At 70.7% G+C, this 19,989-nt stretch carries 19 protein-coding genes; 13 read left to right on the top strand and 6 right to left on the bottom strand.

Annotation, left to right across the window (positions count from 1 at the left end; all coding sequences use genetic code 11):
- The first annotated feature begins 1 nt into the window (after position 1).
- From pdxT to CW362_RS03295, 10 genes are all read left to right on the top strand, one after another.
- The gene (pdxT, locus tag CW362_RS03340; RefSeq protein WP_103547816.1) at positions 2–607 is read left to right on the top strand and encodes a pyridoxal 5'-phosphate synthase glutaminase subunit PdxT; all 606 of its coding nucleotides are present in this window, start codon (positions 2–4) and stop codon (positions 605–607) included.
- A gap of 75 nt (positions 608–682) precedes the next feature.
- On the top strand, positions 683–1,435 hold the full coding sequence (locus tag CW362_RS03335) for a YebC/PmpR family DNA-binding transcriptional regulator (protein WP_103547815.1): 753 nt from the start codon (positions 683–685) through the stop codon (positions 1,433–1,435).
- Between the two features lie 140 nt (positions 1,436–1,575).
- Positions 1,576–2,172, top strand: coding sequence for a crossover junction endodeoxyribonuclease RuvC (ruvC, locus tag CW362_RS03330; protein ID WP_103547814.1), 597 nt, complete (start codon positions 1,576–1,578; stop codon positions 2,170–2,172).
- Positions 2,169–2,780, top strand: coding sequence for a Holliday junction branch migration protein RuvA (ruvA, locus tag CW362_RS03325; protein WP_103547813.1), 612 nt, complete (start codon positions 2,169–2,171; stop codon positions 2,778–2,780). The genes ruvC and ruvA overlap by 4 nt, the downstream gene beginning before the upstream one ends.
- 97 nt (positions 2,781–2,877) lie before the next feature.
- Positions 2,878–3,972, top strand: coding sequence for a Holliday junction branch migration DNA helicase RuvB (gene ruvB / locus CW362_RS03320; protein ID WP_103547812.1), 1,095 nt, complete (start codon positions 2,878–2,880; stop codon positions 3,970–3,972).
- A gap of 167 nt (positions 3,973–4,139) precedes the next feature.
- Complete coding sequence (gene yajC / locus CW362_RS03315) at positions 4,140–4,658, top strand: preprotein translocase subunit YajC (protein ID WP_103547811.1); 519 nt, start codon at positions 4,140–4,142, stop codon at positions 4,656–4,658.
- A 141-nt stretch (positions 4,659–4,799) separates the two neighbouring features.
- The gene (secD, locus tag CW362_RS03310; RefSeq protein ID WP_103547810.1) at positions 4,800–6,560 is read left to right on the top strand and encodes a protein translocase subunit SecD; all 1,761 of its coding nucleotides are present in this window, start codon (positions 4,800–4,802) and stop codon (positions 6,558–6,560) included.
- A 1-nt stretch (position 6,561) separates the two neighbouring features.
- Positions 6,562–7,677 (top strand): protein translocase subunit SecF, encoded by a 1,116-nt coding sequence (gene secF / locus CW362_RS03305; protein WP_103547809.1) that lies wholly within the window; start codon positions 6,562–6,564, stop codon positions 7,675–7,677.
- Entirely contained in the window at positions 7,674–8,213 is a 540-nt protein-coding gene (locus tag CW362_RS03300) for an adenine phosphoribosyltransferase (protein WP_103547808.1), read from the top strand. Before secF ends, CW362_RS03300 begins: the two co-directional genes overlap by 4 nt.
- Positions 8,214–8,442: 229 nt before the next feature.
- A complete protein-coding gene (locus tag CW362_RS03295) occupies positions 8,443–11,007 on the top strand; it encodes a RelA/SpoT family protein (RefSeq protein WP_162683951.1) in 2,565 nt (854 codons plus the stop codon).
- A 106-nt stretch (positions 11,008–11,113) separates the two neighbouring features.
- Here the strand turns inward: CW362_RS03295 and CW362_RS03290 are convergent, their stop codons facing one another.
- Complete coding sequence (locus tag CW362_RS03290) at positions 11,114–12,343, bottom strand: DUF349 domain-containing protein (protein ID WP_103547807.1); 1,230 nt, start codon at positions 12,341–12,343, stop codon at positions 11,114–11,116.
- Positions 12,344–12,478: 135 nt separating this feature from the next.
- The gene (locus CW362_RS03285; RefSeq protein WP_103547806.1) at positions 12,479–13,327 is read right to left on the bottom strand and encodes a peptidylprolyl isomerase; all 849 of its coding nucleotides are present in this window, start codon (positions 13,325–13,327) and stop codon (positions 12,479–12,481) included.
- Between the two features lie 179 nt (positions 13,328–13,506).
- On the opposite strand from CW362_RS03285, the gene CW362_RS03280 reads away from it, so the two are divergent.
- Positions 13,507–14,220: an MBL fold metallo-hydrolase gene (locus CW362_RS03280; RefSeq protein WP_103547805.1), complete on the top strand. Its 714-nt coding sequence runs from the start codon at positions 13,507–13,509 to the stop codon at positions 14,218–14,220.
- A 10-nt stretch (positions 14,221–14,230) separates the two neighbouring features.
- Complete coding sequence (gene hisS, locus CW362_RS03275; protein ID WP_103547804.1) at positions 14,231–15,493, top strand: histidine--tRNA ligase; 1,263 nt, start codon at positions 14,231–14,233, stop codon at positions 15,491–15,493.
- 117 nt (positions 15,494–15,610) lie between these two features.
- Here the strand turns inward: hisS and CW362_RS03270 are convergent, their stop codons facing one another.
- Genes CW362_RS03270 through CW362_RS03255 form a run of 4 tightly spaced genes read right to left on the bottom strand, consistent with a single transcriptional unit; the run spans position 15,611 to position 19,180 of the window.
- Positions 15,611–16,234 carry a response regulator gene (locus CW362_RS03270; RefSeq protein ID WP_103547803.1) on the bottom strand — a complete coding sequence of 208 codons (624 nt, stop codon included), beginning with the start codon at positions 16,232–16,234 and terminating at the stop codon, positions 15,611–15,613.
- Complete coding sequence (locus CW362_RS03265) at positions 16,231–17,514, bottom strand: sensor histidine kinase (protein WP_240657628.1); 1,284 nt, start codon at positions 17,512–17,514, stop codon at positions 16,231–16,233. The genes CW362_RS03270 and CW362_RS03265 overlap by 4 nt, the downstream gene beginning before the upstream one ends.
- Positions 17,472–18,317 (bottom strand): ABC transporter permease, encoded by an 846-nt coding sequence (locus CW362_RS03260; protein ID WP_103547801.1) that lies wholly within the window; start codon positions 18,315–18,317, stop codon positions 17,472–17,474. Before CW362_RS03260 ends, CW362_RS03265 begins: the two co-directional genes overlap by 43 nt.
- Positions 18,314–19,180: an ABC transporter ATP-binding protein gene (locus CW362_RS03255; protein ID WP_103547800.1), complete on the bottom strand. Its 867-nt coding sequence runs from the start codon at positions 19,178–19,180 to the stop codon at positions 18,314–18,316. The genes CW362_RS03260 and CW362_RS03255 overlap by 4 nt, the downstream gene beginning before the upstream one ends.
- Before the next feature lie 136 nt (positions 19,181–19,316).
- Here CW362_RS03255 and CW362_RS03250 point away from each other — a divergent pair, with 136 nt between their 5' ends.
- Positions 19,317–19,958, top strand: coding sequence for a vitamin K epoxide reductase family protein (locus tag CW362_RS03250; protein ID WP_162683950.1), 642 nt, complete (start codon positions 19,317–19,319; stop codon positions 19,956–19,958).
- Positions 19,959–19,989 lie beyond the last annotated feature (31 nt).

Raw genomic sequence — 19,989 nt, 5'->3', positions numbered from 1 at the left:
CATGAGCACCCCTGTCATAGGCGTCCTGGCCCTCCAGGGCGACGTGCGGGAACACCTCATCGCCCTGGCCGCGGCGGACGCCGTGGCCAGGCCGGTGCGGCGTCCCGAGGAACTCGCCGAGATCGACGGTCTGGTTATTCCCGGCGGCGAGTCCACCACCATCTCCAAGCTGGCGGTCCTCTTCGGAGTGATGGAGCCGCTGCGCGCGCGGGTCCGCGAGGGCCTGCCCGTCTACGGCACCTGCGCGGGCATGATCATGCTCGCCGACAAGATCCTCGACCCGCGCTCGGGCCAGGAGACCGTCGGCGGCATCGACATGATCGTGCGCCGCAACGCCTTCGGACGGCAGAACGAGTCCTTCGAGGCGGCGGTCGACGTCAAGGGTGTCGAGGGCGATCCTGTAGAGGGCGTCTTCATCCGCGCCCCCTGGGTGGAGTCCGTGGGTGCCGAGGCCGAGGTGCTCGCCGAGCACGGCGGTCACATCGTCGCGGTCCGCCAGGGAAACGCGCTCGCCACGTCGTTCCACCCGGAACTGACGGGCGATCACCGCGTGCACGGTCTGTTCGTCGACATGGTGCGCGCGAACCGGACACCGGCGTCCTTGTAGGATCTGTGGGGCCTCCCAGGCTCCTGAAGCCCGGGGGAGTCCGTACAGGTTGGGTTACGCGAAGGAGACAGGCAGATGTCCGGCCACTCTAAATGGGCTACGACGAAGCACAAGAAGGCCGTGATCGACGCCAAGCGCGGCAAGCTCTTCGCGAAGCTGATCAAGAACATCGAGGTCGCCGCCCGTGCCGGCGGTGCCGACGTGTCCGGCAACCCGACCCTCTTCGACGCCATCCAGAAGGCGAAGAAGAGCTCGGTCCCGAACAAGAACATCGACTCCGCGGTCAAGCGCGGCGCCGGTCTCGAGGCCGGTGGCGCCGACTACGAGACGATCATGTACGAGGGTTACGGCCCGAACGGTGTCGCGGTGCTCATCGAGTGCCTCACCGACAACCGCAACCGCGCCGCCTCGGACGTCCGCGTCGCCATGACCCGCAACGGCGGGAACATGGCCGACCCGGGCTCCGTGTCGTACCTCTTCAACCGCAAGGGCGTCATCGTCGTCCCCAAGGGCGGGCTGAGCGAGGACGACGTCCTCGGTGCCGTGCTCGACGCGGGCGCCGAGGAGGTCAACGACCTCGGCGAGAGCTTCGAGGTCCTCTCCGAGGCCACCGACCTGGTCGCGGTGCGCACCGCGCTCCAGGAGGCCGGCATCGACTACGACTCCGCCGACGCCAACTTCGTCCCGACCATGCAGGTCGAGCTCGACGAGGAGGGCGCCCGGAAGATCTTCAAGCTGATCGACGCCCTGGAGGACAGCGACGACGTGCAGAACGTCTTCGCCAACTTCGACGTCAGCGACGAGGTCATGGAGAAGGTCGACGCCTGACCGGCGCCTGAGCGAGGTCCGTGCGGAGCGGCGGGCCGACGGGACACCCCCGTCGGCCCGCCGCTCTGTCAGTGGCACCCGATAGCCTGCACGAACCGGGAACACCCCGGTGACGAGCGGCGAGATCGAAGGAGGGCCCGGTGCGGGTGCTGGGCGTTGACCCCGGGCTGACCCGGTGCGGTGTCGGGGTGGTCGAGGGAGTGGCCGGGCGCCCCCTGACCATGCTCGGCGTGGGAGTCGTACGCACCCCGGCGGACGCCGAACTGGGCCTGCGCCTGGTCGCCGTCGAGCAGGGCATCGAGCAGTGGCTCGACGAGTACGAACCCGAGTACGTCGCCGTGGAGCGGGTGTTCAGCCAGCACAACGTACGGACCGTGATGGGCACCGCCCAGGCCAGCGCCGTCGCCATGCTCTGCGCGGCCCGGCGGGGCATCCCCGTCGCACTGCACACCCCGAGCGAGGTCAAGGCCGCCGTCACCGGCAGCGGACGTGCGGACAAGGCCCAGGTCGGCGCGATGGTCACCCGTCTGCTCCGGCTCGCCGCGCCGCCCAAGCCCGCCGACGCGGCGGACGCCCTGGCGCTCGCCATCTGCCACATCTGGCGTGCTCCCGCCCAGAACCGGCTCCAGCAGGCCGCCGCGCGGACCGGGCCCGCCCGGGCCGTCGCGCAGAACAGACTCCAGCGGGCCGCGGCCGCGCACGCCTCGAACCCAGCACCGAAAGGCCGTACCGCATGATCGCCTTCGTCAGCGGCCCGGTCGCCGCCCTCGCCCCGGACTCCGCGGTGGTCGAGGTCGGCGGCATCGGCATCGCCGTCCAGTGCACGCCCGGCACGCTCTCCGGGCTCCGCACGGGACAGCACGCGAAACTCTCCACCTCCCTCGTCGTACGCGAGGACTCGCTCACCCTCTACGGCTTCGCCGACGACGACGAGCGCCAGGTCTTCGAGCTGCTCCAGACCGCGAGCGGAGTCGGTCCGCGCCTCGCCCAGGCGATGCTCGCCGTCCACACCCCCGACGCCCTGCGCCGCGCCGTGTCCACCGGTGACGAGAAGGCGCTCGTCGCCGTCCCCGGCATCGGCAAGAAGGGTGCCCAGAAGCTGCTGCTGGAGCTCAAGGACCGGCTCGGCGAGCCCCTCGGCCCCGGTGGTCCGGCCATCGGCACGGCGGTCACCGCCGGCTGGCGCGACCAGCTGCACGCCGCGCTCGTCGGCCTCGGTTACGCGACCCGCGAGGCCGACGAGGCGGTCGCCGCCGTCGCCCCGCAGGCCGAGGCCGCCGGGGGAACCCCGCAGGTCGGCCAGCTCCTCAGAGCGGCCCTGCAGACCCTGAACCGCGCCCGCTGAACGGCCCCGGCCCCCGGGCCGGGCCCGCGCCCCGGCGCGGGCCGCGCCCGCCGGACCGCCGACCGCCCCACCACCACGAGACCGCGAGGCACCACCGATGAACTGGGACGACACGACAGACGAAGCCGCCGACGAGCGGCTCGTCGGCCCCGCCGCGGAACGGTTGGTGGGATCGGTCGCCGACGGCGAGGACCAGGCCGTCGAGGCCGCGCTGCGCCCCAAGGACCTGGACGAGTTCATCGGCCAGGAGAAGGTCCGCGAGCAGCTCGACCTGGTGCTGCGCGCCGCACGCGCGCGGGGAGCCACCGCCGACCACGTGCTGCTCTCCGGTGCCCCCGGCCTCGGCAAGACCACCCTCTCCATGATCATCGCGGCCGAGATGGGCGCTCCCATCCGCATCACCAGCGGTCCCGCCATCCAGCACGCCGGGGATCTCGCCGCGATCCTCTCCTCCCTCCAGGAAGGAGAGGTCCTCTTCCTCGACGAGATCCACCGCATGTCCCGGCCCGCCGAGGAGATGCTGTACATGGCGATGGAGGACTTCCGCGTCGACGTCATCGTCGGCAAGGGCCCCGGCGCCACCGCCATCCCGCTGGAGCTGCCCCCGTTCACGCTGGTGGGCGCCACCACGCGCGCGGGACTGCTGCCCCCGCCGCTGCGCGACCGCTTCGGGTTCACCGCGCACATGGAGTTCTACGAGCCCGCCGAGCTGGAGCGCGTCATCAACCGCTCCGCCGGCCTCCTGGACGTCGAGATCGACGCCGAGGGCGCGGCGGAGATCGCCGGCCGCTCCCGGGGCACGCCCCGCATCGCCAACCGCCTGCTGCGCCGCGTGCGCGACTACGCCCAGGTCAGAGCGGACGGGATCATCACCCGGGAGATCGCCGCGGCGGCGCTGAAGGTCTACGAGGTCGACGCGCGCGGTCTGGACCGGCTCGACCGCGGAGTCCTCGAAGCCCTGCTCAAGCTTTTCGGCGGCGGTCCTGTCGGATTGTCCACACTTGCTGTCGCTGTGGGGGAGGAGCGTGAGACGGTGGAAGAGGTCGCCGAACCCTTCCTCGTACGGGAGGGGCTCCTCGCCCGCACTCCCCGTGGCCGGGTGGCGACACCCGCGGCATGGGCACATCTCGGCCTCACCCCGCCACGCCGGGCAGCCGGCGGAAACGGACAAGAGGACCTGTTCGGGGCGTGACGGCGTGCGTACGCACCGGGGCAGGAACCCCGGTGCCATGCTGAGCGTTGTTCCCTGAGTGCGGACTCGCTTAGACTCCGCCGATGCCGCCCATGTCGACGGCATACATACCCCCATCCAGCAGGCCGCTCACCTCGATGCGCGGTCGAAGAAGGAAGTCCCGACCCGTGAGTCCAGTGACCCTCCTCCCGTTCATCGTGCTCATCGGGGCCATGTTCCTGATGACCCGGTCGGCCAAGAAGAAGCAGCAGCAGGCGGCTTCCATGCGCAACGAGATGCAGCCCGGCTCCGGCGTGCGCACGATCGGCGGTATGTACGCCACCGTCAAGGAGGTCAACGAGGACACGGTCCTCCTCGACGCCGCGCCCGGTGTCGACCTGCTCTTCGCGAAGAACGCGATCGGCGCCGTCCTCACGGACGACGAGTACAACCGCATCGTCCACGGCATCGAGCACGACCTGAAGACCGACGGCTCGGTCGTGCCGGACGACGCCTCCTCCCTCACCGAGACCGACGAGCCCGCCGCCGACGCCTCTTCCGACGCCTCCGACGACAAGCCCCTCGACCTCGGCAAGAAGGACGCGGCGGACAAGCCGGCCGACGAGGCCGTCGAGGCGAAGGCCGACGAGGCCGACGCCGACGGGGCGGAGCCGAAGAAGACCGACGGCGGGGCCGACGCGAAGTAGTCACGACCCGGGAGCGCGGCGCGGTCCGATCGCGCCGCGCGCCTCCCGGGACGTGCTGTTCTCGCACGGAGTCCCGACACCATGGCATGGCCGTCCAGGCGCTCACCCGGCGCAGGGCGGCCCGAGAGGGAGTACGAGAAGGTGGCAGCACCGAAGAAGGGCCGGAACGCGAGCGCCCAGAGCAGGCCGGGGCGCTCGCTGGCCCTGATCCTGATCGCCATCGCGGCGCTCACCGGGGGGATGTTCGCCTCCGGCAACACGACTCCGCGCCTCGGCATCGATCTCGCCGGCGGCACGAGCATCACGCTCACGGCGCAGAACGAGCCGGGCCAGCCCAACGCGATCAACAAGACCAACATGGACACCGCGGTCGACATCATGAACCGCCGTGTCAACGGTCTCGGTGTCTCCGAGGCCGAGGTTCAGACCCAGGGATCCGACAACATCATTGTCAACATCCCCCGGGGCACGAACTCCAAGCAGGCCCGCGAGCAGGTCGGCACCACCGCCAAGCTGTACTTCCGTCCCGTGCTGGCCACCGACGTCTCCGGCGCCAAGGCTTCGGCCACCCCGTCGCCGAGCGCCTCCAGCAGCTCCTCCGCCAAGACCGGTGACAAGGCGTCCCCGTCCGCTTCGTCCTCCGCCAAGCCGTCGGCCTCCGCCACCACCCAGGGCCGCGCGGTCACCGACGCCCTGAAGGCGGGCTCCTCGCCGTCCGCGAGCAGCAGCCCGAGCGCCTCGGCCTCCTCCAGCGCCTCGCCGTCCGCGAGCGCGAGCACGGACCCGGCGACCGCCAAGCTGCAGGCCGAGTACGCCACGATCGACTGCACCGACAAGGCGGTCCGCGCCAAGGCCGGCACCGGCGTCAAGCCGACCGAGCCGACCGTGGCCTGCGGCCAGGACAAGAACTCCGCCGGCCAGTGGCAGAAGTACATCCTCGGCCCGGCCGAGGTCGCCGGTACGGACATCAAGAAGGCCGGCGCGGTCTTCGACACGCAGAGCGCCGCGGGCTGGAAGGTCACCATGGACTTCACGTCCGGTGGCTCCAAGAAGTTCGCCGCCATCACCGGCAAGCTGGCCCAGAACCAGCCGCCGCAGAACCAGTTCGCCATCGTCCTCGACGGTCAGGTCGTCTCCGACCCCTCCGTGGCCCAGTCGCTGAGCGGCAGCGCGGAGATCTCCGGCAGCTTCACCCAGACCGAGGCCCAGGACCTGGCCAACATGCTGAAGTACGGCGCCCTGCCGCTCACCTTCCACGAGTCGAGCGTCACCACGGTGACCGCCGCGCTCGGTGGCGAGCAGCTGCACGCCGGTCTGATCGCGGGCGCCATCGGCCTCGCCCTGGTCGTCCTCTACCTGGTGATCTACTACCGGGGCCTGTCGGTCATCGCCATCGCCTCCCTGGGCGTCTCGGCGATCCTCACCTACGTGCTCATGGCGCTGCTCGGCCCGGCCATCGGCTTCGCGCTGAACCTCCCGGCCGTCTGCGGCGCGATCGTCGCGATCGGTATCACGGCGGACTCGTTCATCGTCTTCTTCGAACGCATCCGGGACGAGATCCGTGAGGGCCGCTCCCTGCGCCCGGCCGTCGAGCGTGCCTGGCCGCGTGCCCGGCGCACCATCCTGGTCTCCGACTTCGTGTCGTTCCTCGCCGCGGCGGTGCTCTTCATCGTCACCGTCGGCAAGGTGCAGGGCTTCGCGTTCACCCTCGGTCTGACCACGGTGCTCGACGTCGTCGTCGTGTTCTTCTTCACCAAGCCGCTGATGACCATCATGGCCCGCAGGAAGTTCTTCGCGGAGGGCCACAGCTGGTCCGGCCTCGACCCGAAGCGACTGGGCGCCAAGCCGCCGCTGCGCCGCACCCGTCGCGCGTCCGCCCCCGTCGACACGAAGGAGGCGTGAGATGTCGAAACTCGGCACCCTCGGCGCCCGGCTCCACCGCGGCGAGATCGGCTACGACTTCGTCGGCAAGCGCAAGATCTGGTACGGCATCTCGATCCTGATCACCATCACGGCCATCCTCGGCCTGACGGTGCGGGGCCTGAACATGGGCATCGAGTTCCAGGGCGGCGCCGTCTTCACCACCGACAAGACCAGCATCTCGGTGAGCCAGGCGGAGACGTTCGCGGAAGAGGCCTCCGGCCACGACGCCGTCGTCCAGAAGCTCGGCAACGGCGGACTGCGCATCCAGATCGCCGGCATCGACACCGACAAGTCGGACGCGATCAAGACGAAGCTCGCCACCGACCTGAAGGTCGACTCCGAGAAGATCAACGCCGACCTGGTCGGCCCCAGCTGGGGTGACCAGATCGCCAACAAGGCCTGGGAGGGCCTGGCGATCTTCATGGTCCTGGTCGTGATCTACCTGGCGATCGCCTTCGAGTGGCGCATGGCCATCGCGGCCCTGGTCGCGCTGATCCACGACATCACCATCACGGTCGGCATCTACGCCCTGGTCGGCTTCGAGGTCACCCCGGGCACGGTGATCGGTCTGCTCACGATCCTCGGTTACTCGCTCTACGACACGGTCGTCGTCTTCGACAGCCTCAAGGAGCAGACGAAGGGGATCACCAAGCAGACCCGCTGGACCTACAGCGACGTCGCCGACCGCTCGATCAACAGCACCCTGGTGCGTTCCATCAACACCACGGTGGTCGCGCTGCTGCCGGTCGCCGGCCTGCTGTTCATCGGCGGCGGCGTCCTCGGCGCCGGCATGCTCAACGACATCTCGCTGTCGCTGTTCGTCGGTCTCGCGGCCGGTGCGTACTCCTCGATCTTCATCGCCACGCCGCTCGTCGCCGACCTCAAGGAGCGCGAGCCGGAGATGAAGGCCCTGCGCAAGCGGGTCCTCGCCAAGCGGGCCCAGGCGGCCGCCACGGGCGAGTCCCTGGAGCCGGGGGCCACCGACTCCTCGTACGAGGACGACCTGGACGACGCCGCCCCGGCGGTCGTCGGTCCCCGCAGCCAGCCCGCGTCCCGCTCCCGCGGCCGCGGCCGTCCCTCGGGGAAGCGCCGATGACCGGCATCGAAGAGCTGCTGACCAGCCGCATCCGTGACGTGGCCGACTACCCGGAGCCGGGCGTGATGTTCAAGGACATCACCCCGCTCCTGGCCGACCCGGCCGCGTTCGGCGCGCTCACCGGCGCCCTGGCGGAGATCGCCGTGCGCAACGGCGCCACCAAGATCGTCGGTCTGGAGGCCCGCGGCTTCATCCTCGGGGCCCCGGTCGCCGTCCACGCCGGGATCGGTTTCATCCCCGTGCGCAAGGCGGGCAAGCTCCCCGGAGCGACCCTGTCGCAGGCGTACGACCTGGAGTACGGCTCCGCCGAGATCGAGGTGCACGCCGAGGACCTGGGCGCGGCCGACCGCGTACTGGTCGTCGACGACGTCCTCGCCACCGGCGGCACCGCGGAGGCGTCGCTCCAGCTCATCCGCAGGGCGGGTGCCGAGGTCGCGGGCGTCGCCGTGCTGATGGAGCTCGGCTTCCTGGGCGGCCGCGGCCGTCTGGAGCCGGCCCTGGCCGGGGCTCCCCTGGAAGCGCTCCTGACGGTCTGAGGACCGCGCGCACGCCACCCGGGAGTCCGTTCCCGGAAAGGCCCCCGAAAGGCCTGAGGCACCCGTAGGACACCGTGGAGGCGGGCCCGGAGGAATCCGGCGCCCGCCTCTGGCGTTCCCTTGTACGAGGCCGCCGTCGGCGGCCGGCAGCGAGCCCGGCGCGGAGGATCGCTACCATGGGGTTTCCGGAGCCTGACCGGGGGACCCGGATCGCGCACGAGGAGCCCTCTTGCCAGACGAGGCCCAGCCACTCGCCCCCAGCGCGGAACGCCTGGGGCGAACCGCCTCCGCCCAGCCCGAGCCCGCCTCGGGCGCCGCGGAGAAGCCCGCACGGAAGGCAGCGAGCGGGCCGGTCGAGCACGCCCAGTCCGCGCCCGACGGCGCGGCCGCCGGAGGGGCACGTCCCAAGCCCGCCCCTCCCGAGCGCCCCGCGAGCACCCCGGCGGCCCGTCCGGCGGCACCCCAGCCCACGCGCTCCGGCGGTTCCTCCAACCGCGTCCGGGCCCGTCTGGCCCGCCTCGGCGTCCAGCGTTCGAACCCCTACAACCCGGTTCTGGAGCCGTTGCTGCGGATAGTGCGCAGCAACGACCCCAAGATCGAGACGTCGACGCTCCGGCAGATCGAGAAGGCCTACCAGGTCGCCGAGCGCTGGCACCGGGGCCAGAAGCGCAAGAGCGGCGACCCGTACATCACGCACCCGCTCGCCGTCACCACCATCCTCGCCGAGCTCGGCATGGACCCGGCGACGCTCATGGCCGGCCTCCTGCACGACACGGTCGAGGACACCGAGTACGGCCTGGACCAGCTCCGCCGCGACTTCGGTGACGCCGTCGGCCTCCTCGTCGACGGCGTCACCAAGCTGGACAAGGTCAAGTTCGGCGAGGCCGCCCAGGCCGAGACCGTGCGCAAGATGGTCGTCGCGATGGCCAAGGACCCCCGTGTCCTGGTCATCAAGCTCGCCGACCGCCTGCACAACATGCGCACCATGCGCTACCTCAAGCGCGAGAAGCAGGAGAAGAAGGCGCGCGAGACCCTGGAGATCTACGCGCCGCTCGCCCACCGCCTGGGCATGAACACCATCAAGTGGGAGCTGGAGGACCTCGCCTTCGCGATCCTCTACCCCAAGATGTACGACGAGATCGTGCGCCTGGTCGCCGAACGCGCCCCCAAGCGCGACGAGTACCTCGCCATAGTGACCGACGAGGTCCAGTCCGACCTGCGCGCGGCCCGGATCAAGGCGACCGTCACCGGCCGCCCGAAGCACTACTACAGCGTCTACCAGAAGATGATCGTCCGCGGCCGTGACTTCGCGGAGATCTACGACCTGGTGGGCATCCGCGTCCTCGTGGACACCGTCCGCGACTGCTACGCGGCGCTCGGCACCGTGCACGCGCGATGGAACCCGGTCCCCGGCCGGTTCAAGGACTACATCGCGATGCCGAAGTTCAACATGTACCAGTCGCTGCACACGACGGTCATCGGCCCCAACGGCAAGCCCGTCGAACTCCAGATCCGTACGTTCGACATGCACCGCCGCGCCGAGTACGGCATCGCCGCGCACTGGAAGTACAAGCAGGAGACCGTCGCGGGCTCCTCCAAGATCCGCACCGACGTGCCCCGGGCGGCCAAGGGCAGCGCGGGCCAGGACACCGTCAACGACATGGCGTGGCTGCGCCAGCTGCTCGACTGGCAGAAGGAGACCGAGGACCCCAGCGAGTTCCTGGAGTCCCTGCGCTTCGACCTCTCGCGCAACGAGGTCTTCGTCTTCACGCCCAAGGGCGACGTGATAGCGCTTCCGGCCGGGGCGACGCCGGTGGACTTCGCGTACGCGGTCCACACGGAGGTCGGCCACCGGACGATAGGAGCACGGGTCAACGGACGCCTGGTGCCGCTCGAGTCCACCCTGGACAACGGCGACCTGGTCGAGGTCTTCACCTCCAAGGCGGCCGGCGCGGGCCCCTCCCGCGACTGGCTCGGCTTCGTGAAGTCGCCGCGCGCCCGCAACAAGATCCGCGCCTGGTTCTCCAAGGAACGCCGCGACGAGGCGATCGAGCACGGCAAGGACGCCATCGCCCGCGCGATGCGCAAGCAGAACCTGCCGATCCAGCGCATCCTCACCGGCGACTCCCTGGTCACCCTCGCGCACGAGATGCGCTATCCCGACATCTCGTCCCTGTACGCGGCGATCGGCGAGGGCCACGTCACCGCCCAGAGCGTCGTCCACAAGCTCGTCCAGGCGCTCGGCGGCGAGGAGGCGGCCACCGAGGAGATCGACGAGTCCGTACCGCCGGCGCGGGGCCGCAGCCGCAAGCGGCGCAGCAACAACGACCCCGGGGTGGTCGTCAAGGGCGTCGACGACGTCTGGGTCAAGCTCGCCCGCTGCTGCACACCGGTGCCGGGCGACCCGATCATCGGCTTCGTCACCCGTGGCAGCGGAGTGTCGGTCCACCGCAGCGACTGCGTCAACGTCGACTCGCTCTCGCGCGAGCCCGAGCGCATCCTCGAGGTCGAATGGGCGCCGACCCAGTCCTCGGTCTTCCTGGTCGCCATACAGGTCGAGGCCCTGGACCGGTCCAGGCTCCTGTCGGACGTCACCCGCGTGCTGTCCGACCAGCACGTCAACATCCTGTCCGCGGCCGTCCAGACCTCGCGCGACCGTGTCGCCACCTCCCGGTTCACCTTCGAGATGGGCGACCCCAAGCACCTGGGACACGTCCTGAAGGCCGTACGGGGCGTCGAGGGCGTCTACGACGTGTACCGCGTGACGTCGGCCCGCAGGCCCTCGGAGGCCTGACGCCCGTCCGGTCCCGCCCGGCCGCGTACCGGGCGGGCCGGCGGCGGCACACGAAGGGGCTCCCGTACGGTGCGTACGGGAGCCCCTTCGCGCGTGCGCGGCCGAATCAGCCGCCGAACTCCTGAAGACCCTTCAGCGCCTGGTCGAGGAGCGCCTGACGGCCGTCGAGCTCCTTCTGGAGCTTGTCGGCCTTCGCGGTGTTGCCCGCGGAGCGCGCCGCCTCGATCTGGCCCTGGAGCTTGTCCACGGCGGCCTGCAGCTGACCGGTCAGCCCCTCGGCACGCGCGCGTGCCTCCGGGTTCGTCCGGCGCCACTCGGTCTCCTCCGACTCCTGGAGGGCCCGCTCCACCGCGTGCATCCGGCCCTCGACCTTCGGGCGGGCGTCGCGCGGCACGTGGCCGATGGCCTCCCAGCGCTCGTTGATGGACCGGAAGGCCGCGCGGGCCGCCTTCAGATCCGTCACCGGGACGAGCTTCTCGGCCTCCTCGGCCAGCTCCTCCTTGAGCTTCAGGTTCTCCGTCTGCTCCGCGTCACGCTCGGCGAAGACCCCGCTGCGCGCGGCGAAGAACACGTCCTGGGCGCCGCGGAAGCGGTTCCACAGGTCGTCCTCGTGCTCGCGCTGGGCGCGGCCCGCGGCCTTCCAGTCCGCCATCAGCTCGCGGTAACGGGCCGCCGTCGGACCCCAGTCCGTCGAGCCGGACAGCGCCTCGGCCTCGGCGACCAGCTTCTCCTTGGCCTTGCGGGCCTCCTCGCGCTGCGCGTCCAGCGAGGCGAAGTGCGCCTTGCGCCGCTTGGAGAACGCCGAGCGGGCGTGCGAGAAGCGGTGCCACAGCTCGTCGTCCGACTTGCGGTCGAGTCGCGGCAGCCCCTTCCACGTGTCCACCAGCGCGCGCAGCCGCTCACCGGCCGCCCGCCACTGGTCGCTCTGCGCCAGCTCCTCGGCCTCGACGACCAGCGCCTCCTTGGCGTGCCGCGCCTCGTCGGACTGCTTGGCCCGCTGGACCTTGCGTTCCTCGCGGCGCGCGTCGACGGTCTCCACGAGCTTGTCCAGCCGTACCTTCAGCGCGTCCAGATCGCCGACCGCGTGGTGGGCGTCCACCTGCTCACGGATGTGATCGATGGCGGTCTGGGCGTCCTTCGCCGACAGGTCGGTGGTCTTCACCCGCTTCTCGAGGAGGCCGATCTCGACAACCAGGCCTTCGTACTTGCGCTCGAAGTAGGCCAGCGCCTCATCGGGCGTGCCGGCCTGCCAGGAGCCGACGACCTGCTCGCCGTCGGCCGTACGCACGTACACGGTCCCCGTCTCGTCGACGCGGCCCCACGGGTCGCTGCTCACAGCGCCTCCTCCACATGATGCCTGTGTGGGGCTTCGGAGCCCCCTGGCATCGTCCACAGTTTCGTCACGGCCAACATAGGCGACCAGCGGGTTGCCTGTCCGCATCCCGCGCGACCGAAGTTCCCCGGTTGACGGTCAGGACTTCGTGACCGTCGCCTTGTCGATCACCACGGTCGCGTTCGGCGCGGTGTTCTGGGTCTGGGGATCGGGAGCCTGCGCGCCGGCGGCGGCGATCTTCTTCAGGACCTTCATCCCCGCCTCGGAAATCGTCCCGAACGGTGTGTAGTCGGGCGGGAGCGGGCTGTTCCGGTAGACGAGGAAGAACTGGCTGCCGCCCGTGTTGCGTCCCTGCTGCGTCTGGGAGTTGTACTGGTTGGCCATCGCGACGGTGCCCGCGGGGTACACGTTGCCCTTGAGGGCCTTGTCCTTCAGGTTCTCGTCCGGGATGGTGTAGCCCGGACCGCCGGCGCCGGTGCCCTGCGGGTCACCGCACTGCAGCACGTAGATGCCCTCGGGGGTGAGCCGGTGGCACTTGGTGTGGTCGAAGTAACCCTTGCCGGCGAGGAAGGCGAACGAGTTCACCGTGTGCGGGGCGGCGGACGCCTTGAGGGACATGTCGATGTCGCCGCAGGTCGTCGCCAGCTTCATCGTGTAGGCGGCGGACTTGTCGATGGTGAGCGCCGGCTCCTTCTTCCACGTGAGCGGCTTCACCTTGCCCGCGGCGGGCTTCTCGCACGGATCGGGCGCCTTGCTCGTCGGCGTCGCGCTGGGCGTCGCCCCGGCGCCCGCGTTCGCCTTCTTGCCGTCGCTCTCGAAGGCCCCGGTCGCGTATGCCGTCGCACCGCCCGCGACGACCACGCCGACGACCGCCGCGATCACCGCGTTGCGCGTTCGGGTCCTTCGTCGAGCGGATGTGCGGCGCTGCTGCTGTCGCAAGAACTTCTCCCGGGCGAGCTGACGCCGCCGCTGTTCCTGGCTGACCACCGGAGTTCTCCTCGTGCGTCTCGTACGTCGAGTGGGACGCGTGCGTCGCCTGAGCCGACCGCCTGCGTGTGCCCCGTACCGTATATGGGTTAGCTGAGGAATCGGCAGCGCCGGTAGGCTCTGATCCACAGCCACCCGCCCGTACGACACTCGCGCGTACGCCACCACGAAGGACGATCGTGCTCATTGCCGGGTTCCCCGCCGGGGCCTGGGGGACCAACTGTTACCTGGTCGCCCCCGCCGCGGGTGAGGAGTGCGTGATCATCGACCCGGGCCATCAGGCCGCCCAGGGAGTCGAGGACGCGCTCGAGAAGCATCGGCTCAAGCCCGTCGCGGTCATCCTCACCCACGGCCACATCGACCACGTCGCCTCGGTCGTCCCGGTGTGCGGAGCGCACGACGTGCCCGCCTGGATCCACCCCGCGGACCGGTACATGATGAGCGACCCCGAGAAGGCGCTCGGCCGGTCCATCGGGATGCCGCTGATGGGCGAGCTGACCGTGGGGGAGCCCGACGACGTGCGGACGCTGACCGACGGCGCCGAGCTGAAGCTGGCGGGCCTCGACCTCTCCGTCGCGCACGCCCCGGGCCATACGAAGGGGTCGGTGACGTTCCGGATGCCCGAGAGCGCGGACATCCCGTCCGTCTTCTTCTCCGGGGATCTGCTCTTCGCCGGCTCCATCGGACGCACCGACCTGCCGGGCGGCGACATGGACGAGATGCTCGACTCGCTGGGCCGTGTGTGCCTGCCGCTCGACGACTCGACCGTGGTGCTGTCCGGCCACGGCCCCCAGACGACCATCGGCCAGGAACGCGCCACCAACCCGTATCTGCGGCAGGTGGCCGCCGGCCTGGGAGCGGACCCGACCGCCGCTCCTCGACGAGGAATGTGACAAGACTTCCGTGAGCACCTTCAGGGCCCCCAAGGGCACGTACGACCTCATTCCGCCGGACAGCGCCAAGTACCTCGCGGTCCGCGAGGCCATCGCGGCCCCGCTGCGCAACTCCGGCTACGGCTACATCGAGACGCCCGGCTTCGAGAACGTCGAACTGTTCGCCCGCGGTGTCGGTGAGTCCACCGACATCGTGACCAAGGAGATGTACGCCTTCGAGACCAAGGGCGGCGACAGGCTGGCCCTGCGCCCCGAGGGCACCGCCTCCGTGCTGCGCGCGGCGCTCGAGGCCAACCTGCACAAGGCGGGCAACCTCCCCGTCAAGCTCTGGTACTCGGGCTCGTACTACCGCTACGAGCGCCCCCAGAAGGGGCGGTACCGCCACTTCTCCCAGGTGGGTGCCGAGGCGATCGGAGCCGAGGACCCGGCGCTCGACGCCGAGCTGATCATCCTGGCGGACCAGGCGTACCGCTCGCTGGGCCTGCGCAACTTCCGCATCCTGCTGAACAGCCTGGGCGACAAGGAGTGCCGTCCCGTCTACCGGGCCGCGCTCCAGGACTTCCTGCGCGGACTGGACCTCGACGAGGAGACGCTGCGCCGCGCGGAGATCAACCCGCTGCGCGTGCTCGACGACAAGCGCGAGGACGTCCAGAAGCAACTGGGCGGGGCGCCGTTGCTGCGCGACTACCTCTGTGACGGCTGCAAGGCGTACCACGAGGAGGTGCGCGACCTGATCACGGCCGCGGGCGTCTCCTTCGAGGACGACCCGAAGCTCGTGCGCGGCCTGGACTACTACACGCGCACGACCTTCGAGTTCGTGCACGACGGTCTCGGCTCGCAGTCCGCGGTCGGCGGCGGAGGCCGCTACGACGGACTGTCCGAGATGATCGGCGGCCCCGCGCTGCCGTCCGTCGGCTGGGCGCTGGGCGTCGACCGTACGGTGCTGGCGCTGGAGGCGGAGGGCGTGGAGCTCGAACTCCCCGCATCCACCAGTGTGTTCGCGGTGCCGCTCGGGGAGGAGGCCCGCCGGATCCTCTTCGGCGTGGTCACCGAACTGCGCAGGGCCGGTGTCGCCGCCGACTTCTCGTACGGCGCGAAGGGCCTCAAGGGCGCGATGAAGAACGCGAACCGCAGCGGGGCCCGCTTCACGGTCGTCGCCGGCGAACGTGACCTCGCCGAGGGCGTCGTGCAGCTCAAGGACATGGAGTCCGGGGAGCAGACGGCGGTCGCGGTCGACGCGCTCGTGTCCGAACTGCGCTCGCGCCTGGGCTGACGCGGCTCTTCCCGTCCCGGTGGGTCCCCCACCGGGACGGGCGCCGCGGGCCTGCTCCCCGGTTCGCGGCGGGTGCCGCGAACCAGTGCCCGGGGCCTCGCTCCGGCGGGCCGTGGCTCACTCCAGCAGCCCGTGGCGCATGGCGCTCGTCACCGCCGCCGTCCGGTCGTCCACCCCCAGTTTGCCGAAGGCCCGCAGCAGATGGGTCTTCACGGTGGACTCGCCGATGAAGAGGCGGCGGCCGATCTCCGCGTTCGTGCAGCCCTCGGCCACCAGCCGCAGCACCGCGGTCTCCCGCTCGGAGAGACGCGGCCGCTCCGGCCTGCTGCGGAGCTGGTCGACCAGCCGGGCCGCGACCGACGGCGCCAGCACGGTCTCGCCGCGCGCCGCGGCCCGTACGGCGTCCGCGAGTTCGGCGCGCGGCAGGTCCTTCAGCAGATAGCCCGCGGCTCCTGCCTCCACCGCCCGCAGGATGTCCCGGTCCGTCTCGTACGTCGTCAGCACGACGACCCGGCAGGGCAGACCGGCCCGCGTCATCCGCACGATCGCGTCGACACCCCCGCCCTCGGGCATCCGCAGGTCCATGAGCACGATGTCCGGCCGGAGTTCGGCGGCCAGCGCCTCCGCGCGCGGTCCGCTGGACGCGTCGGCGACCACCTCGAGGTCGGGCTCGGCGCTGAGCATCGCGCGCAGCCCTTCGCGTACGACGGGGTGGTCGTCGGCGAGGATGATCCGGATCACACGTCACTCCCGGGGACGGGCAGGCGCACGGTGACGGTCGTCCCGTCGCCCGGCGCACTGCGGATGAGAGCGGTGCCGCCCACCTCGGCGGCCCGGGCGCGCAGCCCCGCCAGACCGTACCCGTCGACCGGCGCGGTGGGGTCGAAGCCCCGGCCGTCGTCGCGCACCGACAGGGCCAGCGAGTCGGCCGCGTACGCGAGGCCGACCGTGACGGCGGGTGAACTCCCCGCGTGCTTGCGGGCGTTGGCCAGCGCCTCCTGGCAGGAGCGGAGGATCACCACTTCGGGGCCGGCGGGCAGCGGGCGCACCGGACCGGTCACGGCGATGCTCGCGTCGTGGCGGGCGGCCAGCCTCCGCAGCGCGTCGGGCAGCGTGGCGCCGTCCAGGTCGGCGGGCGCCCCGCCGGCGACCAGGGCCCGTGCCTCGGCGAGGTTCTGCCGGGCGGTCTCGTCCATGAGGGCCAGATGGCGGCGGGCCTGCGGCAGATCGTGGTCGAGTTCGGCCTCGACGGCCTGGACCAGCATCAGGAGGCTGGTGAAACCCTGCGCGAGGGTGTCGTGGATCTCCCGGGAGAACCGTTCGCGTTCGGCCAGCGCGCCGTGCATGGCCGAGAGCCGGGCGATCTCGTGGCGGCTGGCGTCCAGTTCGGTGATGAGCTCGGCCCGTTCGCGGCTCTGCTCCATGATGCGGATGATCCAGCTCCCCAGCGCCGCCGAGAAGACGAGCGTGACCACCGCGAAGACCGAGTTGAAGAACAGGGCCTGTCCGCCGGGCCGCCACAGCAGGGCCCAGCCCGCCACCGGCGCGATGTTGATGACGGCCGAGGCGGTCAGGGCCCGGCGCAGCCGCAGCGCGATGAAGCACTGCGGGATGAGCGCGAAGGTCATCAGCCGGGTCTCGCCGACGAGCACGCCGGGCGGCAGGAACAGCAGGACCGCGCCCGCGATGTAGCCGAGGGCGCGGCGCTCGTCGGGGACCTCGGCGGTGAGGACGGGCCGCCCGACCAGCAGGTACCAGGGGATCAGCAGCAGGAGCACCCCGCCCGCCGCGAGCCGGACGTGCCACCCCGGGTGCGCCGTGCCGAGCACGAACACCAGGGTGGCCACCCACACGACGGCGAAGTACGCGTCCCAGAGCCGGAACGAGAGTTCCCAGGTGTTCGACGCGCGGGCCCCGCCCGGTGCCGGACCGGTTCGGGTCCGGTCCGGCGCCGGGCCGGTGCGCGCGGCCGGAGTCGTCATCCGTCGCGCCGGTTCTTCCAGCGGAAGGTCAGCAGACACAGCAGCAATCCTCCGACGCACCACGCTCCGAGCACCAGCGCGATCCGCCCGAACTCCCAGTCGCCCGCCTGCTCCAGGACCTTCGCGGAGTCGGGCAGGAACACCCCGCGCAGCCCCTGGCACATCCACTTGAGGGGGAACAGCGCGCCGATGTTCAGCATCCAGTCCGGGATGGTGTCGATGGCGATGTAGACGCCGGAGATGAACTGGAGGACGAGGAAGGGCAGGACGACCACCGATGTGGCGCTCTTGCCGGACTTCGGGACCGAACTGATCGCGATGCCGAGCAGGGCGCAGGCCGTGAGCCCCAGGACGAAGATCCAGCCGAAGTCCGCCCACTTGCCGGGGCTCGAGGGCAGGTCGACGTCGTACAGCGTGGTGCCGACGGTGAGAAGGACCGCCGTCTCCAGGGCGCCGGTCACCAGGACCAGCCATATCTTGCCGAAGAAGTACGCGGCCGGCGGCATCGGCGTGCCGCGCAGCCGGCGCAGCACCTTCTCGTCCCGTTCGATCGCGATCGAGATGCCGAGGGACTGGAAACTGGTCGACATGATGCCGGCGGCCATCATCGCGGGGACGTAGAGCTGGGAGGCGGTGATGCCCGCGCCCTTCACGTCGTTGCTGAAGATCGACGCGAACAGGAACAGGAAGACGACCGGGAAGGCGAAGGTGAACACCACCTGGTCGCGCTGGCGGAAGAACTGCCTGAGCTCCAGGCCGCCGCGGCGCAGCCCCAGCCCCCAGGCGCCGGGCAGCCGGGCGGAGGTGTCCTTCGTGCCCGGTCGTACGTCGGTCGTGGTCATCGCGCGTCCTCCAGGCCGGTCAGTCGCAGATAGACGTCCTCCAGGGTGGGACGGCTCACCCGCAGTCCCGGGATCTCCCCGTCGAAACGGCGGGTGAGCTCGGCGACCGTCCTCGTGGGGGTGTCGGTGCGCTCGCTGCGCGGGCTGCCGTCGGCCTCCGTCCACTCCACCGTGGCCTCGCTGCCGAACCGCTCGCGCAGCGCGGCCGGTTCGCCCTCGGCGACGACCCGGCCCCGCGCGACGACCGCCAGCCGGTCCGCGAGGGCCTCGGCCTCCTCCAGGTAGTGCGTGGTCAGCAGGATGGTCGTGCCCTCGTCGGCCAGTTTGCGGATCAGTTCCCAGAACCGGCGCCGCGCCGCCGGGTCGAAACCCGTGGTCGGCTCGTCCAGGAGCAGCAGCTCGGGCCCGCCGATCACCCCGAGGGCCACGTCGAGCCGCCGGCGCTGACCTCCCGAGAGCGACTTGATCCTGCTGCCCGCCTTCGCCTCGAGACCGACCAGACCGATGACTTCCTCGGGGTCACGGGGATTCGGGTAATAACGGGAGAAATGGCGCACCGTCTCGCCCACCGTCAACTCGGCGGGCGCGGATTCGTCCTGCCAGACGATTCCGACGCGTGAGCGCCACGCGCGCGTGGCCGTCGCAGGGTCCGAGCCGAGCACGGAGACCTCGCCCGCGTCCCGCCGGCGATTGCCCTGGAGGATCTCCACGGTGGTGCTCTTGCCCGCTCCGTTCGGCCCGAGCAGGCCGAACACCTCGCCCTGCCGGATGCCCAGATCGATACCGTCGACCGCGGTCACGTCCCCGTACTGCTTGCGCAGCCCCCGTACGTCCACCGCGAGTCGTTCCGCGTGTGTGGTCATACGGACGAGCCTGTCCCCGAACCGAACCTTCCGGGGCGACCGTGCGTACCTTCTTATGTCCACCGAACGGTGGACGGACGGGCGGGTGCGGCACAATGAGCCTGCCCACAGGCCCCTTCGACGCTACGGAAACGGCGTGATGAACAAGACGACAGTCAAGGACGTCCCGACCGATCAGGAACGCCCCGCCGCCGCTCCGCGGACGGTGGGCGGCAGCCGTGCCCTCGCCGTGCTGCTGGTGATCACAGGGGCGGCCGGTCTCCTCGCCGCGTGGGTCATCACGATCGACAAGTTCAAGCTGTTGGAGAACCCGAACTTCGTTCCGGGATGCAGTCTGAACCCGGTGGTCTCCTGCGGCAACATCATGAAGAGCGCCCAGGCCTCGGCCTTCGGCTTCCCGAACCCGATGATGGGGCTCGTCGCCTACGGCATCGTGATCTGCGTCGGCGTGAGCCTGCTCGCGCGGGCCACCTTCCCGCGCTGGTACTGGCTCACCTTCAACGCGGGCACGCTCTTCGGCGTCGCGTTCTGCACCTGGCTCCAGTTCCAGTCGCTGTACCGGATCAACTCGCTGTGCCTGTGGTGCAGCCTGGCCTGGGTCGCCACGATCATCATGTTCTGGTACGTCACGTCCTTCAACGTCCGCAACGGCTTCCTGCCCGCCCCGGGCTGGCTCAAGGGCTTCTTCGGCGAGTTCACCTGGGTCCTGCCGACGCTGCACATCGGCATCATCGGCATGCTGATCCTGACCCGCTGGTGGGACTTCTGGACCAGCTGACCGGACCGGGGGGATTGTCCGTGCGGTGACA

The organism is Streptomyces populi, from assembly GCF_002911015.1.
GTDB classification, from domain to species: domain Bacteria; phylum Actinomycetota; class Actinomycetes; order Streptomycetales; family Streptomycetaceae; genus Streptomyces; species Streptomyces populi.
This window is presented reverse-complemented; position numbering and strand designations above follow the sequence as displayed.